The sequence below is a fragment of the Bradyrhizobium guangdongense genome (assembly GCF_006483445.1).
GTDB classification, from domain to species: Bacteria; Pseudomonadota; Alphaproteobacteria; order Rhizobiales; family Xanthobacteraceae; genus Bradyrhizobium; species Bradyrhizobium guangdongense_A.
The window spans coordinates 1-14,486 of record NZ_PPPT01000056.1 but is presented as its reverse complement, the minus strand read 5'-3'; the positions used below and the strand labels follow the sequence as shown (position 1 = coordinate 14,486).

The window sequence follows — 14,486 nt, the reverse complement described above, 5'->3', positions numbered from 1 at the left end:
CCACCTCGCTGCGCGCACTGAAGGAAGAAACCAAGCTCGAGCTCGCCAAGGCCGAGTTGATGCGGGGCCGCGCCCCGATCAAGCGGATCGCCGAGATCGCCGGCTTCCGCAACGAGAAGAGTTTTTCGCGGGCCTTCCGGCAATGGACCGGGACCTCGCCGCGGGATTTTCGCGGGAAAACCAGGTAACGGCTATTCGCCGCACCACTTTATTTTCGAGGGGATCGTCGCGTCATCGCCGCCTCGTCGGCTTCGCAGTCGGTCAGTACGAAATCTAACCAGCGTGCGCCGCGGATGGCGGGCCGGTCAGGCCTTGTCCATGATCTGCTTGAGCAACACCGCGAGCATGCCAATGCCAAGCATGATCACTGAGACCATTGCGATCCCGATCGAAAGCATGATTCCGGTCACGATCGAGAACGACAAGGACACCAGCATCATTACGACGGCTACGGCGATGCAGATCAGGCTGGTGAGCAGGAATATCTTCAACGGATTATAGTAGACGATCGCTTCGACGATGTACTGCAGCGTCTTCAGGGAGTCCCTGAACAAGCGGACCTTGCTGCTGCCAGATCGCTCGAAATAGTCGATTTTGTGATAGGTGACGAAACGCCTCGTCATCATGTAGGCGAGCGTCATGGAGGTGGTGAAGCTGAACGTGTCGCACAGATGAGGAAAATATTCCATCGCGGTGGTGCGGCCGAAAACGCGCAAGCCGGAATTGATGTCAGGGATGCGACGGCCAGCAGTCCACTCCACCAGGAAGCGCAGGAGCGCCCGCAATGGCATCTTGAGCGCGGATTGCCGGTAGTGGGGGCCATGCCGCTCGCCGACGGCCATGTCGAAGCCGTCCTGGTAGAGGTGGACGAGGTCCGGAATCGCCGAAGCAGGATAGGTGCTGTCGGCATCGCAAATTGCGATCATGTCATGGCTTGCCGCCTCGATACCCTTCTTGAGCGAACGGCCATAGCCGACATTGTGCGGGTGGCGGAGAACCTTTGCTCCGGCTTCGCTGGCGAGCCTTCCTGTCGCATCCGTGGATCCATCGTCAACCACGATAATCTCGAACGGGATCAGGTTGGCCGTCGTCAGCACGGTGGCGATGTTCTTGACCGTGTCGCTGATGCCTCGCTCCTCGTTGAGAGCCGGGATGACGACGGAAATCATGATCGGCGGGCCACGCAGATCAGAGACTGGCCGAAGAAGCTTCGTGTCAGGGGGTCAACCATCCGGGAGATCGGAAGGACATATTTGTCGAAGATGCGGATCTGGGTGTTGACCGCCGAGTCGTCCAAGGTCTCGTGCTTCGCGAAGGTGTTGATCCACCAGGCGAGGCCCCCGATCGGATTGAAATAGCGCAATTCGAGTATCTCGATCGGCGCTCCCGCGCAGGCCTTGAGCATCAGCGCCTTGTTGTATCGGCGATGGTGCCCCGCGAGCCGGTCCAGGTCGCCGTAGAGCTGCTGCAGCGCCGGCACCAGCAGCAGCAAATGACCGCCCCGCGACAAGGCGTTGGCCATGTTGGCAACGGCGCGACTGTCGTCTTCGATATGCTCGATGACGTTGCAGCAGACGACGGTGTCGACGCTGCCGGGCGCGAATCGTGCGCGAAATTCTTCCGAGCAGATGTCCGCGATCGCGAAATCGCCCCCTGGGTATCGGCTTTTGGAATTCGCGACATTCTCCGGGTCAATATCGACGCCAGAATACCGGCCAAGCTTCCCGAGAATTTCGTAGTAGCTGCCATGGCCAATGCCGACCTCGAGGACGTCGCGGCCGAGATAGGGCCGCATCGTCCCGATGATCCAGTTCATGTAATTATGCGCGTCCGCAATGGCGCTCGAGAATGTAGGCGCCAATTCGTTCGCGTCCGATCCTTGCTCAGGCATGGTGCTCATCAGGCGACCGGCGCCGCGGTTCGTTTCCACTTTGCCAGGAAGCACGGATACATGCTGGGCAGCGGAATATTGCTGAATGCGATTTCGAACGGCTTCACGAGGGGCCAGAGAATCGGCTTGATGCCGAGCGGCACGCGCATAATGAGGCTGTTGAGGATGAGAAAATAGGCCAAGCCGCCAAAATAACGCACAGCCTCGCCCTCAAAGTACGGGGATGCCTGCTCCAGAATAGCGTCGTGGGACAGGGCTTCTTCAGTCGGAGCGTCGAAGTATTTGTCAGATGCATACCACTTGTCGCGGACGACGTTCAGCGCGAAGTCGGCGCTGGGCTCCATCATCAAGAGGTGACCGCCCGGCTTGACCATCCTGGCGACGTTCCGAAGTGTCTGGGGGAGATCCGTAACACAGTGGTGGAGCCCGCCAATGATGATGGCACCGTCGAATTGCTCGGAAATGTCGGCTGGCCTCGTCAGGTCGATGACATGTGCGATGTTTTGCGTGGTTCGCGTATAGGATTCGCACGCTGGCCCCGAGATGTCGAATCCGACGGTTTTGACGCCGTGATATCGTTCGATGATTGCGAGCGAGTTGTGGCCACTTCCGCACGCCAGATCGGCGATAGTCTTGTTGTTTAGATCCAGTCCGTCGAACAGCCAGCTATACATGAAGCGCGCACGATATTTCATCGACGGCGCATCGTAGTAGTGCGCCTCGTAAGCATCGTGGATCGCCGTATAGTGCTCCTTCTGGCGGGAACTATCCGGTGTGTGGTTTGCGAGTGCCGTCAATTTCGACCGTCTCTACCCTCTAAAGTGGCAAGTTGCCTTATCATCGCCCTTATTGCATACCTTCGCGGGGTGTGAAAGACAACCAAAGCCTGTTTGGAACTTCTTGGGGGGTGGATGAGGTCTCGACGTTGCGCAGCATGGGCTGTCGCTCTCGGTGTCTTGGCGGTCTGGATATACACGGTGCGCCTGCGGCTCGCCTATATGGATCAGGTGCCGGTGTTCGATGCCGATGGAATCACCCCCGAGGCGAAGATGTGGGCCCTGATGTGGTGGGACGAAAATCCCTTCAAGATGTGGTTCTCCACGCCCCGTGTGCCCCGTTCCATCGAAACACCGACGCTCGCGGCGCGCACGCTCTACGAGTCCTGGCCGTCCGGCGCCTTCGTGCCGATCTATCTGGTGGCAAAGATCCTCGGCGTCGAGCCAAGCGTCACGATGGTCAACTGGATCAATGCGACTCAGCAGGGCTTGATCTCGCTCGCGGCGGCATTCATCGGCTTCAATCTCGCCCTGCTGAATAGGCTGAACAAGCTCAGTAGCTGCATCATCGCGCTCGCCGTCTCGCTCCCGATTCTGCTGTCGAGCGGTTTGATCTACATATTCTCGCAGATCTACGATGTCGTAACGGCCGTCCTGATTTACACGGCGCTGTTTATTCTGCTCGAGGTGCTGTTCTATCGGGCACGATCGCCGCGCGATCGACAGATCATTGCGGCCGTTCAGTTGGCGACGATATACGGCGCTTTTCTGGTTGATTGGCTGTCGTACACCTTGTTCGCGTTCTGGATGCTGACGCGCCTTGCTGCGGGATTTCTTGGAGTCACGCCACGCGTTAGCTTTCGGCGCCTGGTCGGCCTGTCGCTGCTGCCTGTCTCGGCCTTTCTCATCTATCTCTGCTGGCGTTTCTTTGCCCCAGGCTCGGTAGCCGCAAGCCACGGAATCTCGTCCTCGATCCGCGAACTGATCGGAAAGATCATGGAGAGGATGAACTTGACCGACGAAAGCCACATCAGCGGATTCGGGGCGGCTTTTGTCGAGATGCACGATGGCTTCCTGTGGGGATGGGCGTTTCCGTGGATCGTGGGATCGGTTCTGATCGCTTTGGTATTGCTGGTGATCGCATTTCTCCGGGCGCGCGATGAGACCGATCGGCGAACCACTTTTGCCACCCTGTCGGTCCTGGTGCTGGTCACAGTTCCATTCTACGTCCATATGCTCGTGCTCTATCAACACACGTTCATTCATCGCTGGGCCATTACCAAGGCGATGCTTGCCCTGAGCCTCGTTCCCTTTGCGATTGTGCCGATCGCTGTTTTCACGCTGATCAGGCAATCGGCCGGCGCGACAGCTTCGCCGGCGCGCAAGGGGGGCCTGGCGACTGCGGGTGTGGCGCTTGCCGTAGTCTCATTCCTGTGTTCGGCGGATGCATTCCGCGCGCCCTTTCATTTTCTCGGGCGGATCAATCGCGAACATCTGCTGATGTGGGAAGATATCGGACGCAACACCAGATACGAGGACGTCGTGGTGTCGCCGGTTCTCGAAGCTCTCCCGATCACCAAGGAGATCGGAGCGTCGAATAAGCTGATTCACCACGCCGCGAATTTTTCCGAGGTGGATCGGGTCGTCGAGCGCGTCTGTGGAAAATTCAACGTCGTGCTTGCGTTGCCGAAGGGTACCGAAGCGGGCGAGTTCGGCTCTCGTGCACCAAACGAGGTCATCGACACGGGACGCATTCGATTGCTACGGTACGCTTCCTATACCGGAAAGGCTGCAGGGTGTTCCTAGATGTAGCCCGTTCGCGTGGCGCCGGCTGGCCGTTCTCCGCCGGCGACCGCCGCTGTCGTTTCGTTCGTCGTTTCCCTGAATCCGCTCGGTTCTAGGCGCATGTGCGGTATCGCCGGCATCTTCAATCTTGACGGTCGGGATGTTGACCCGGCCGTTCTGACGCGGATGACCGACGTCATGGTCCACCGGGGGCCTGATGCCGGCGAGATTTGGCTCGGCGGCGCCGTTGGCTTCGGACATCGGCGGCTTGCAATCCGCGACCTCACGGCGGCCGGACGACAGCCGATGAGCGATCCAAGTGGGCGGATCACGGTTACCTACAATGGCGAGATCTACAACGAGGCCGAACTACGCACCGAGCTCGAGCACGACTTCGGCTTCGTCTCTCGTTCTCACTGCGACACCGAGATCCTTCCGGCCGGATATCTCGCCTGGGGTGAAAAGCTATTTTCCCGCATCGAGGGAATTTTTGCCATGGGCCTCTGGGACAGAGCGGCCAGACGCCTGATCCTGGCGCGGGATCCCGTCGGCACGAAGCCGATTTTCTTTTCGGCGATCGGCGGTGTCGTGCGCTTCGCCAGCGAGATCAAGGGGCTCCTGGCCGATCCGCAACATCCGCGCGCGCTGGACAGCGAGGGGCTGCACCGATTCTTGGCGATGGGTTATGTCGGGCCGGCAGCAACGACGATGCGACATATCCGCCAGGTCGAGCCGGGATCGATCGTCGTCTACGACAGGGAAGGCGAAGCATCGCGGCGCTTCTGGCAGCCGCACCGCAAGCAAGGCTTCCGAAGACTTGACGAAGCCGTCGAGTGCTTCCTTCCGCTCTTCGAGCAAGTCGTCAATGACCAATTGATCAGCGACGTTCCGGTCGGAATTCTGCAAAGCGGCGGAATAGACAGCTCTCTGATTGCTTACTCCGTCGCAAAACGCGGAAAGTTTCCACTTGTAACGGCATCGTTCGCCGAACAGTCGCATGACGAAACGGCGATTGCCGCTCTGGTTGCGCAAGAGACCTCGATGCCGCACCGCATCGTCCCGGTCAGCGAGGACCCGCATCCCGAGGATACGCTGGCGCGCGTCGTTCATCATTTCGACGGTCAGGTCGCGGATGAAAGTGCCGGTCCGTTGCTGTTGCTGACGCGGGAGCTTCGTCGCAATTCCACGGTGGCTCTGTCAGGAGACGGTGCCGACGAGTTCTTCGGAGGCTATCCAACGTACCGGGCCTCACGTCTTGCCGGCGGACCAGGCGCTGCGATCCCGGCCGGCCTTGCCGGAGCGGTCGGGAAGCTCCTGTACGCAGCATTGGGCGCAAACGAAAAACGGCTTCCCGCGACGGCTCTTCTTGCGCGGTTCCTCCTCGGCATCGCAGCCGGCGGGCGTCATGCGCATGCCGAATGGAGGCGATACATCCCAGACTTCATGCTTCCATCGCTGTATGGGCCCGGTCTTCGGGCGCTCGTGGATGTCAGCCCAATGGCCGGTTACCGCGCGGCGATCGATCGCGCTGACGGTCCCACGATGCTCGACCGATGCCTGATCTCCGATCAGACCTATCATCTGCCGAGCGGGCTGTTGATGAAGACTGATGCGATGAGCATGGCCAACAGCGTCGAAATCCGCGTTCCCTTTCTCGACCGGCGCATTATGGAGTTTTCCGGAAGCTGCAGCCTCGATCTGGTGGTGCCGGCGCGAGGTCCTACAAAGCCCGTGCTGAGAAACGCCCTTCGCAGGAAGGGCGCATCGGAGCGGATCTGGAATGCGCCGAAGCGCGGGTTCAACAATCCGCTCGCCGGACTCTTGCGCGGACCGATGCGGCAGCTCTGTGATAACGTATTCGTTCGCTCGCGCGGCATCTTCGAGCCGTATCTCCAGCCGGATGCGGTTCGCGATCTCTGGCAGAGCCACGCAAGCCGAACGACCAACCACGCCTATGCGCTTTGGCCGCTGCTGACACTCGCGCTGTGGCGGTCGGAGCTGGCGGGAGACGACCTGTTCGTCAGGCGCGATCGATAGCGCTGGGCCTCGGCGATCTCCGCGACAATTTCACCGCTCCGATCACCTGGACGGACACCAAGGACCTTACGCTGAAATACGTGGGACTGAGCGAGTCTCTGCGCCTCGGGGACGATTGGAATAACTGACGGCGGCGCGCTGCGAGACTATTGCTTCGACACCGTCCAGGGTCCCGTGCAGCCGTCGGACCGCGTGAACGAACCCAACCCGCTGCGACCGGAGAAGCGGCCGGAGCTATGCCAGCTTATGCCTCCACCGGAACCGCCGCTCGTGGTCGCGCCACTCGGGCTGACCTGGCCGGAGCTCAACTCGCCGCTGATGCGGCCGCCCGAGATCACGAACCGTTCGCTGGCGGTGCCGCAAGGCGTGCCCATTGAAACCGCGACCCATGTGCCATCGAAATTGCCGCCGCCGCTCTCACTACCACCGCCCCCGCCAGCCTCGCGCGACGTCCGCGGAGCGTCCGCCTCCGGCTTGCTCGCCTTGGCGGGCTTAAGCCGGTTCAACCGCCCGCGGCGCCTCCCGCGATCCGGACAGCGTCTTATCGCTGTTAACGATGCTGCCGCCCGCGGACGCATCGTCGGCGCGGAAGACGTCGCAGCCGAGCTCGCGCTGTCGACCCGCACCATGCATCGCCGCCTGCGCGAAGAGGCCACCTCGCTGCGCGCACTGAAGGAAGAAACCAAGCTCGAGCTCGCCAAGGCCGAGTTGATGCGGGGCCGCGCCCCGATCAAGCGGATCGCCGAGATCGCCGGCTTCCGCAACGAGAAGAGTTTTTCGCGGGCCTTCCGGCAATGGACCGGGACCTCGCCGCGGGATTTTCGCGGGAAAACCAGGTAACGGCTATTCGCCGCACCTTTATTTTTCGAAGAGATCGTCGCGTCATCGCCGCCATATGCTTCGACGCAGCGGTTCTTTTCCTTTTCGAAACAACAGTGTCGCCCGGTCTCGCACCAGCATTCGCGCGTGTCGATGATTTCTGCACGCATGCGCTGCTCAACCTTGACGGGTTCCCTTTTGCCGATAAGCTGATCGCGTTTCATTTGAAAGTTTTACGTTATGGATTTGTACGGCTGGGATTTTGCCTGCGCGTGCTCGTCTGACGCGCTGAACAAGCTGCTTGCGCTTCAATTCAAGGCCACGCCCGCCTCACTCAATTTCGACGATGGAGCCGGGACCACCATCACCGCGCAGTTTAACGCCTGGCGCATCGTCTCCGGCGGATCCGACAAGAAGCTCCATATCGAACTCCCGGTGAAGACCGGCACGGTCGCCACGCCGCTCGCGTCCGGTGCGCTCGACGGCGTGGTCATCGTTGCCGAGATCGAGCTGGCCTTCGTCCTCAACAGTTCGACGAAAACCAGCGACCTGAAGTTCAACTTCACGTCGGTCACCTCGCAGCCGAACGATCCGAAAGCCGGCAGCATCCTGATCGTCACGGCTGACAGGGACAAGCTGCTCGCCAAGCTGCCGAACGGCAGCGCGCTGGCGATGACGCTGCACGACAACGTTCCGCTCTGCCTGATCGCGAATAACGCCAAGCTGTCCTACGTCTTCACCTCGCTCAACCTGACGCCGACAGGTGGCGGCGCCTGGTTCAAGCCCCAGAACACGACATACGTCTACGTTCAGGGCGGCACGGGATCGTCAAGCTATCTCGCGCTCTTGGGCATGGTCTCCAGTGCCGACACCAGCAAGCTGCCCCGCGCCATCGATCCGTCGCTCTGCGACGGCAAGAACGACGTCTGCATCGCCTTCGCCGGGCCGGTGTTTCTCGAGAACGTCGTCAAGCCAAAGCTGCCCGCCAGCTACGTCGGAGCGACCGCTGCGAACTTCGTCATGGTGGACATCCCGGGTGTCGGCTCCATCATCGTCAATTCGGGCGCGCTGATCTGCCCACCGGTGCGCAGCGGCCTGATCGACTACACGCCGGTGCTGTCGTCCCTTGGTATCGGCATCAGTGGCGCGAACATGATGTGCTCCGGTCTCGGCGCCTTTGACATTACGGGGCTCAAGGACTCCTCGGTGTCGTTCACCGAAACGGTCAAGTTGAAATCCAGCTTCGACAGCGTATCCGGCAAGCTGACGATGACCCAGGACGGGACGCCGACCTCGGATTACACCACGCATGTCCCATGGTGGATCTACGTCGTCGCCGCGCCGACCCTGCTTTTCGTGGGGCCGCTGGTGCTGATCATCGTCGACGTCGTGATCGCGTCGGTTTGCGCTGCGGTCGCCAATGCCGTTTCCAACAACACCGGCAAGCTCGATCTGAGCAATTGGTCGGCCAGCGTCATCGAGTTTCCCGGCGCCAAAAGCTGGTCGGTCCATGACGCCGGGCTGTCCTCGTCTTTCTACCTGCGCTGCATGATCGGCACGTAGTCCGCCGAAGAGCGGACGACCAAGACATCCACCGGATTCCCGAATAGAGGAGCGTCACTTGGCGAGCACACCCACGACACCCACGACCATTTCATTGCATGGTTTTGACACAGCGAACGTGGCGACTTTCGATGTGATCAACGCCGCGATCAAGAGCCAGGGCAAGACGCCCATGACGTTCGCGTTCCTGTCGGGCGATCCCCTGTCGCAGCCGTCGGTGAGCGGCGATTGGGAACCGTGGAGCCTCGATGTCGGCGGCGCCGCAGAGACCGTACAGATGAAATGCAGGATCAAGAGCGGTACGGCCATTTTTGCGACCCAGATGAACACCATGCCGGGGCTGAACGCCAGCACGGCGGGCTCATCGATCAAGCTGGATGCCAGCCGCCTTCTGGCGACCAATTCCGCGACATCGGGCGTCACTCAAAGCGTGCTCGGCGACATCGGTCGCACGAGCGGCAAATACTACTTCGAGGTGACGCTTGGCGCGTCGTCCACTGGCAAGGCGATCATCGGGATCGCTCCGTCGGGCACGGCGGGGCAGGCTTTTACGACGACGATGGCTGGAGCGTATGGCTATCAGAGCGACGGCCAGGCGATCTCGGCTGGCACGCCGGTGGCTTTTCCCGGCGGTGCCGCCAAGCCCTGGTCGGCGGGAGATACCGTCGGTGTCGCCGTTGATCTCGACGCCGGCAAGATCTGGTTCCGCGGTCCGGACGGCAACTGGCCGGGTGCAACCATCACCGATCTGGAAAAGGGATTAAATCCCGCGTTCACTTACACGCCGAGTGCAACGACGCTGATGTATCCCGCCGTCGCGCTGGCGGCCGGAGGTTCACTGACGGCCAATTTCGGCCAGATGCTCCTGAAGAACCCGCCCCCCGGAGGTTTCACGATCATTGGTTCGGTGTTCACAGTCCTGCCGCTGGACGGCTTCGCCGTCCAGGCGCAGATCTCGCTCGCAAACGTCCAGGTCACCGGCAGCAAAATGATGCTGATGGCGGATTCGACAAGCACGCCTGCAAGTCCGGCCGTCACGATCATCGGCCTCGTGCCGCCAACGAACAGCACGGCAACCCCGCAGCAGATCAAGCAGGCACAGCTTACCTTCGGCAATGTGCTGAACAACGACATCGCAAACTTCAAGAACGTCTTCCACACGTTGGACTTCAATAGCGCACTCGCAAAGGGCAATCTTGCCTGGCTGAATCCAACGGACACGCAGTACGCGGTCGCGGATGCCGCAAGTACGCCGAGCACGAAGACGAGCGTCTTCGCCCTGCTTTCCATGACCGAGAACCGCGACGATTCGACGCTCGCCCCCCAGATCGATCCCGCGATCCTTGACGGTCTTCCGAGCGGAGCGAATTCGGTATTCGCGCTCAGCGGAGAGCGGTTCGCGAAAAAAATCCTGCTCGACGTCGCGATGGCGACGCTCGTGAAGTCTCAAGCCGCGGACTTCTCCTTTGACCCCACGGGACTCGTGATCACCAACAACAAGGACCTGTCGTGGCGCGAGATCGAACTCGCCGACAAATCGAAGGTGACACCGGTGGTTCCCCACGGCGGGTTCAAGATTCGAATCGTAGGCCGCTACATCGAGCTGGAATTCACTGGCGCGCATTTCGACGTTCCGGGTTGGTCGTGGCCCGGCCACAAGATCGCGACGCTTCAGTTCAAGCAGCAAGTGTACCTCGTGCTCTCGAGGGATCCCTCGACGGGAAAAAATTTCCTGCTTGCCCGAAACGTCGATCCCGACAGCGGAAATGCGCAGGCGATCAAGGACGACCTGCCGACCATCATCGATCCCGTCGTGAACATCGGTTTCGACAAGACCGCCATCGATTTCCAAACCGCGATGTCCGCGACCGCGATCGTAATGTCGGTGCTGAGCCTCGGCCTGGTGAGCGCTTCGGCCGGCGCCTGGATCATCCGTAGCCAGGCGCTGACGCAGGCCGCCAACGCCGCCGCCAATGCCGGCGTAGGCATGGTTCAGATGGGAAGCGGCGTCTATGAAAATACCGACGCGGTGCTCAACGCCGCGGCGGCTGACTGGGCCCTGGTATGTTGCGGAAACGGCGCCGCGATGGCGGCAGGCAGCGTCATGTTCGTGACGAAGGTTGCACTCGCAACGACAGTCAACGGCCTGATCGCGGGCGTTACGGCCGGTAGCTTCTGGACCATCTACAGCAAGTCCACGGTCAAGGATCTCGCCGATGGTGTCGTCGCCAACCTGCCGGCCGCCTTCGCAGTCGAGGCGCTCCTGACCGCATTCTTCCAAGCCTACGACTGGACCGGGACCGCGAACAATTGGACCGTCGTCGATGCCCGGCTGGCGGAGAGCCTGCTGATCTACGGCAAGCTTTCCTGAGATCGATTGGAAGACGTCACGCATTTGAGAATTGGAGTTTGCCATGGGCCAGGAAATCGACCTTCAAGGGTGGGACACGGCGAACGTCGTGACGCCTGATGTCCTCAACGGGGCCATTGCGGCGCAGAAGACATACCCGCCGACCTTCGACCTGACCGAAGGCACCAACGCCATCAAGGGCGTCTGGGGTCCGTGGGAGATGACGCTGGGCCGCTCGGGCACGCTGCTCGAGTTCGCCTGCCCCATCGTCAGCGGAACCGGGATCGACAACAGCGGCAAGTCGCACGACCTCGCCGGCGCGACGCTCTACGTCGAGATCGCGCTTCAGACCATCAACGACAAGGCGAGCGCCTTCACGGACAAGACGGCCGACCAGGCGACCATGCCGACGCAGGCCAAGGTGCTGCTGGTCGACCCGACCTCCACACCGACGGCTCCGGCCGTGACCGTCATCGCCATCGTGCCGCAGACCTTGCGCAATGATTTCTTCTTCATCTTCGGAGACTGGTTCAACGCCAACATCGCTGCGTTCAAGCACATTTTCCATGCCATGATGCTGAGCGAGACGGCGGCCAAGGGCGACTTCCAGTGGCTCAAGCCGACCGACTATTCCTATGCGATGGCCGTGAGCACGAACAAGAAGCTCGGCGCGTTCGCGGCCCTGTGCGCGACCGACGGCGATCCCATCGGCCTGCTCTCGCAGCAGATCGACATCAATGTCGTCAAGAACCTTCCGGCGACCAGTAACGCGGTGCTCGCCATCAGTGGAGAGAAGCTCGTCGAGCACGTGCTCAAGCCGGGCGCGAAGGCGGTGCTCCAGGGCTCTCAGCTTGCGGACTTCGACATCATCGGCAATGGTCTTGTCGTCACTAACAACAAGGATCTCACCTGGCAGGATGTGAAGCTGGATGACGGCACGATCGTCAAGCCCCTCATTCCCAAGGGCAATTTCCGGATGCGCGTCGTCGAGGACCAGATCGAGCTGGAATTCACGGGCATGACCTTCAAGCATCCGCTGATGGTCGGCAACGATCTCGTCACCGTCGGCTTCACACAATACTACACGCTCGACCTCGGGAAGGACTCCAAGGGCAACCAGGTCCTGACGCCGAATTTCCCGACCATGACGACCTCGACCGGCGTCACGACCGCGCAGATCGTCGACAAGCCGACCATCAGCGTGACGCCGGATCAGACCGCTCAGGACTTTTCTCGCGCCATGCTCATTGTCACCATCGCCTTTTCGATCCTCCCTTTGGCCAAGGGCCTCTATTCCGCGGGTCAGGGCGTCTGGAAGCTAGGCAGTGCGCTCGCCGCAAAAGTAACCCAGGCCGCGGGCGCCGGCGCCGATCTTGCTCTCAGCGCGGACGAAGCCGCTCAAATGTCGAGCATGGCCGTGTCTGGATCGGACAATCTGGCGGCCGCCGCTGCGATGTCCGCCAACCTGCCCGCGGACGCGCGGCTCGCCACCCTCGTCAACAGGTTGACGCTCGGAAGCGGGGTCATCTCCGCGATCTCTGGGATCGCGATGGGTATCAACCAGCTCGAGCAGAATGGGGACTGGAAGCTGGATGACGTGCCTGCGATCGATGACTTCATGGCCAACGTGCTCGGTGCCTCGAAATGGCCGGGAGCGGACAACTGGAAGCTGAACGGCGTCGAGCTGGCCCAGAGTCTCCTGCTCTACGGCAAGCTCGATGTGAAATAGCATCACGCCCGGGAGGACGACATGAACGCTGCCGCGCAGCCCACGATCACGCCGACCTTCGGCTGGGATACCGTGTTCGCGATCCCGGTCGAACGGGTCAACAAGGCGATCGCAGCAAACAAGGTCTCGCCCGCCAAACTCACCTACAAGGGTGCGGCCCCAAGCGCCTTCAACATGCAGGCGGATTTCGGCGACTGGCAGGTCATCCCGGAGGGAGACGGCCCCATCGTCCGCATGGCCTTGCCGATGAAGAACCTCTCCGGCAGCTATGTCGATACCAAAGGACAAAGCCACAGCTTTGCCTGCGCCGACCTCCTCGGCGTGATCGAGGTGAAACTGAACTTCCTGCCGCACGACGGCATCACGCCGCTCTATGACGCCGACGGCAAGCCGCTTCCGCCGCCCCCCAAAGGCACGACGCGGCAACTGCTTCTCACGCGCACCGTGAGCAACGACCCAAACGACCCCGTCGTCACCTTCGTCGCGATGACCTTCAACAAGCCCCTCTCGCTGATCGCGATGAAGACCAGCGTGGAAGCGGCGTTTCTGGAGTGGTGCGGGGACAATCTCGACGATTTCGCGCATGTCTTTGCGGTCGTCGATCTCAACGACAAGATGGCGACGGGCAAGTGGGCCTTCTGCAAACCGCACACGACGAACTACGCCGTCGTCGACAAGATCGACAAGAGCTCGGCCTATCTCGGCATTCTCTGCATGACGTCGAGCGACCCGGTCCCCGCACAACAGCAGATCAGCGCTTTCGCAATCCCGGACAAGTGCTCCGCTTCGTTTCTCATCAGCCCCCGCCGCATGCTCGAGGACATCGCCAAGCCGTCCATGACGGGCGTATGGCCGAAACTCAATCCAAACGATCTGGAGGTCGATTCATCTGGTCAGGTGCTGTCGCTCAAATCGGGCGTCTCGGTCACGCTGCCGGACATCACCACACAACAAGGCGATACCTACACGCCCGTCATGACGAGCTTCTCGCTTGAAATCATGGGCGACGAGATGAAGATCGACACCCATATCGAAATCGAAGTATCACCCGGAATCTACGCCACCTGTACCTCGACCTACTACTACACGATCAGCCTCGGAACCAACAGCAACAACGAACCGGCGCTCGTCTACACGCAGCCGCGGCCGGCGGTGAGGGTATCGGGGCATCGGGAGGATCCCGCGGTCAAGTTCATTCAGACGCTCCTCACGATCATTTCGATTGTCCTGGCACTCCTGCTTCTGGTCGTCGATCCCGCGATTTCGCTGGTCATCAGCGTGGTCCTCGTCGGCATCGCAGTCGGGCAATACGAGATCAACAACCTCCAGATATCCCACAGCGGCGATGCGCCGGGCCTCGGCGATCTCCGCGACAATTTCACCGCTCCGATCACCTGGACGGACACCAAGGATCTTACGCTGAAATATGTGGGAATGAGCGAGTCCCTGCGCCTCGGGGGCGACTGGAATAACTGACGGCGGCGCGCTGCGAGACTATTGCTTCGACACCGTCCAGGGTCCCGTGCAGCCGTCGGA

General features: G+C 61.0%; 13 protein-coding genes. 9 read left to right on the top strand and 4 right to left on the bottom strand.

Going from position 1 to position 14,486, the window contains the following annotated elements; all coding sequences use genetic code 11:
* On the top strand, window positions 1–188 hold a 188-nt coding region (locus tag C2U70_RS08505), incomplete at its 5' end, for a helix-turn-helix domain-containing protein (RefSeq protein WP_140977555.1).
* 117 nt (window positions 189–305) lie between these two features.
* On the opposite strand, the gene C2U70_RS08500 is transcribed toward C2U70_RS08505, so the two are convergent.
* The 3 genes from C2U70_RS08500 to C2U70_RS08490 form a co-directional block, all read right to left on the bottom strand.
* On the bottom strand, window positions 306–1,169 hold the full coding sequence (locus tag C2U70_RS08500; RefSeq protein WP_140977554.1) for a glycosyltransferase family 2 protein: 864 nt from the start codon (window positions 1,167–1,169) through the stop codon (window positions 306–308).
* Entirely contained in the window at window positions 1,166–1,816 is a 651-nt protein-coding gene (locus C2U70_RS08495; RefSeq protein ID WP_186294141.1) for a class I SAM-dependent methyltransferase, read from the bottom strand. The genes C2U70_RS08500 and C2U70_RS08495 overlap by 4 nt, the downstream gene beginning before the upstream one ends.
* A gap of 83 nt (window positions 1,817–1,899) precedes the next feature.
* Entirely contained in the window at window positions 1,900–2,688 is a 789-nt protein-coding gene (locus C2U70_RS08490) for a class I SAM-dependent methyltransferase (RefSeq protein WP_140977552.1), read from the bottom strand.
* A 180-nt stretch (window positions 2,689–2,868) separates the two neighbouring features.
* Here C2U70_RS08490 and C2U70_RS08485 point away from each other — a divergent pair, with 180 nt between their 5' ends.
* The 5 genes from C2U70_RS08485 to C2U70_RS08465 all read left to right on the top strand — a co-directional run bounded on the left by C2U70_RS08485 (window position 2,869) and on the right by C2U70_RS08465 (window position 8,871).
* Window positions 2,869–4,473: a hypothetical protein gene (locus tag C2U70_RS08485; RefSeq protein WP_140977551.1), complete on the top strand. Its 1,605-nt coding sequence runs from the start codon at window positions 2,869–2,871 to the stop codon at window positions 4,471–4,473.
* A 99-nt stretch (window positions 4,474–4,572) separates the two neighbouring features.
* Window positions 4,573–6,489 carry an asparagine synthase (glutamine-hydrolyzing) gene (gene asnB / locus C2U70_RS08480; protein ID WP_140977550.1) on the top strand — a complete coding sequence of 639 codons (1,917 nt, stop codon included), beginning with the start codon at window positions 4,573–4,575 and terminating at the stop codon, window positions 6,487–6,489.
* 246 nt (window positions 6,490–6,735) lie between these two features.
* A complete protein-coding gene (locus C2U70_RS33435) occupies window positions 6,736–7,329 on the top strand; it encodes a helix-turn-helix transcriptional regulator (protein ID WP_246666702.1) in 594 nt (197 codons plus the stop codon).
* Entirely contained in the window at window positions 7,284–7,592 is a 309-nt protein-coding gene (locus tag C2U70_RS08470) for a hypothetical protein (protein WP_140977549.1), read from the top strand. Before C2U70_RS33435 ends, C2U70_RS08470 begins: the two co-directional genes overlap by 46 nt.
* Window positions 7,549–8,871 (top strand): TULIP family P47-like protein, encoded by a 1,323-nt coding sequence (locus C2U70_RS08465; protein WP_140977548.1) that lies wholly within the window; start codon window positions 7,549–7,551, stop codon window positions 8,869–8,871. Before C2U70_RS08470 ends, C2U70_RS08465 begins: the two co-directional genes overlap by 44 nt.
* Before the next feature lie 54 nt (window positions 8,872–8,925).
* Here C2U70_RS08465 and C2U70_RS33430 read toward each other — a convergent pair whose 3' ends face one another.
* Complete coding sequence (locus C2U70_RS33430) at window positions 8,926–9,243, bottom strand: hypothetical protein (protein WP_246666701.1); 318 nt, start codon at window positions 9,241–9,243, stop codon at window positions 8,926–8,928.
* 58 nt (window positions 9,244–9,301) lie between these two features.
* On the opposite strand from C2U70_RS33430, the gene C2U70_RS08460 reads away from it, so the two are divergent.
* The 3 genes from C2U70_RS08460 to C2U70_RS08450 are packed head-to-tail and all read left to right on the top strand — an operon-like array spanning window position 9,302 to window position 14,426.
* Window positions 9,302–11,242, top strand: a complete 1,941-nt coding sequence (locus tag C2U70_RS08460; protein ID WP_246666700.1) for a TULIP family P47-like protein — start codon at window positions 9,302–9,304, stop codon at window positions 11,240–11,242.
* A 43-nt stretch (window positions 11,243–11,285) separates the two neighbouring features.
* Window positions 11,286–12,950: a TULIP family P47-like protein gene (locus tag C2U70_RS08455; protein WP_140977546.1), complete on the top strand. Its 1,665-nt coding sequence runs from the start codon at window positions 11,286–11,288 to the stop codon at window positions 12,948–12,950.
* Between the two features lie 21 nt (window positions 12,951–12,971).
* A complete protein-coding gene (locus C2U70_RS08450) occupies window positions 12,972–14,426 on the top strand; it encodes a TULIP family P47-like protein (RefSeq protein ID WP_140977545.1) in 1,455 nt (484 codons plus the stop codon).
* The last annotated feature ends 60 nt before the right edge of the window (window positions 14,427–14,486 follow it).

Excerpts from the sequence above, each read along its gene's own strand:
- C2U70_RS33435 (WP_246666702.1), top strand. The coding sequence starts at position 6,736 with ATGCCTCCACCGGAACCGCCGCTCGTGGTCGCGCCACTCGGGCTGACC.
- C2U70_RS08500 (WP_140977554.1), bottom strand. The coding sequence starts at position 1,169 with ATGATTTCCGTCGTCATCCCGGCTCTCAACGAGGAGCGAGGCATCAGC.
- asnB (WP_140977550.1), top strand. The coding sequence starts at position 4,573 with ATGTGCGGTATCGCCGGCATCTTCAATCTTGACGGTCGGGATGTTGAC.
- C2U70_RS08450 (WP_140977545.1), top strand. The coding sequence starts at position 12,972 with ATGAACGCTGCCGCGCAGCCCACGATCACGCCGACCTTCGGCTGGGAT.
- C2U70_RS08465 (WP_140977548.1), top strand. The coding sequence starts at position 7,549 with ATGGATTTGTACGGCTGGGATTTTGCCTGCGCGTGCTCGTCTGACGCG.
- C2U70_RS08495 (WP_186294141.1), bottom strand. The coding sequence starts at position 1,816 with ATGAACTGGATCATCGGGACGATGCGGCCCTATCTCGGCCGCGACGTC.
- C2U70_RS08470 (WP_140977549.1), top strand. The coding sequence starts at position 7,284 with ATGGACCGGGACCTCGCCGCGGGATTTTCGCGGGAAAACCAGGTAACG.
- C2U70_RS08455 (WP_140977546.1), top strand. The coding sequence starts at position 11,286 with ATGGGCCAGGAAATCGACCTTCAAGGGTGGGACACGGCGAACGTCGTG.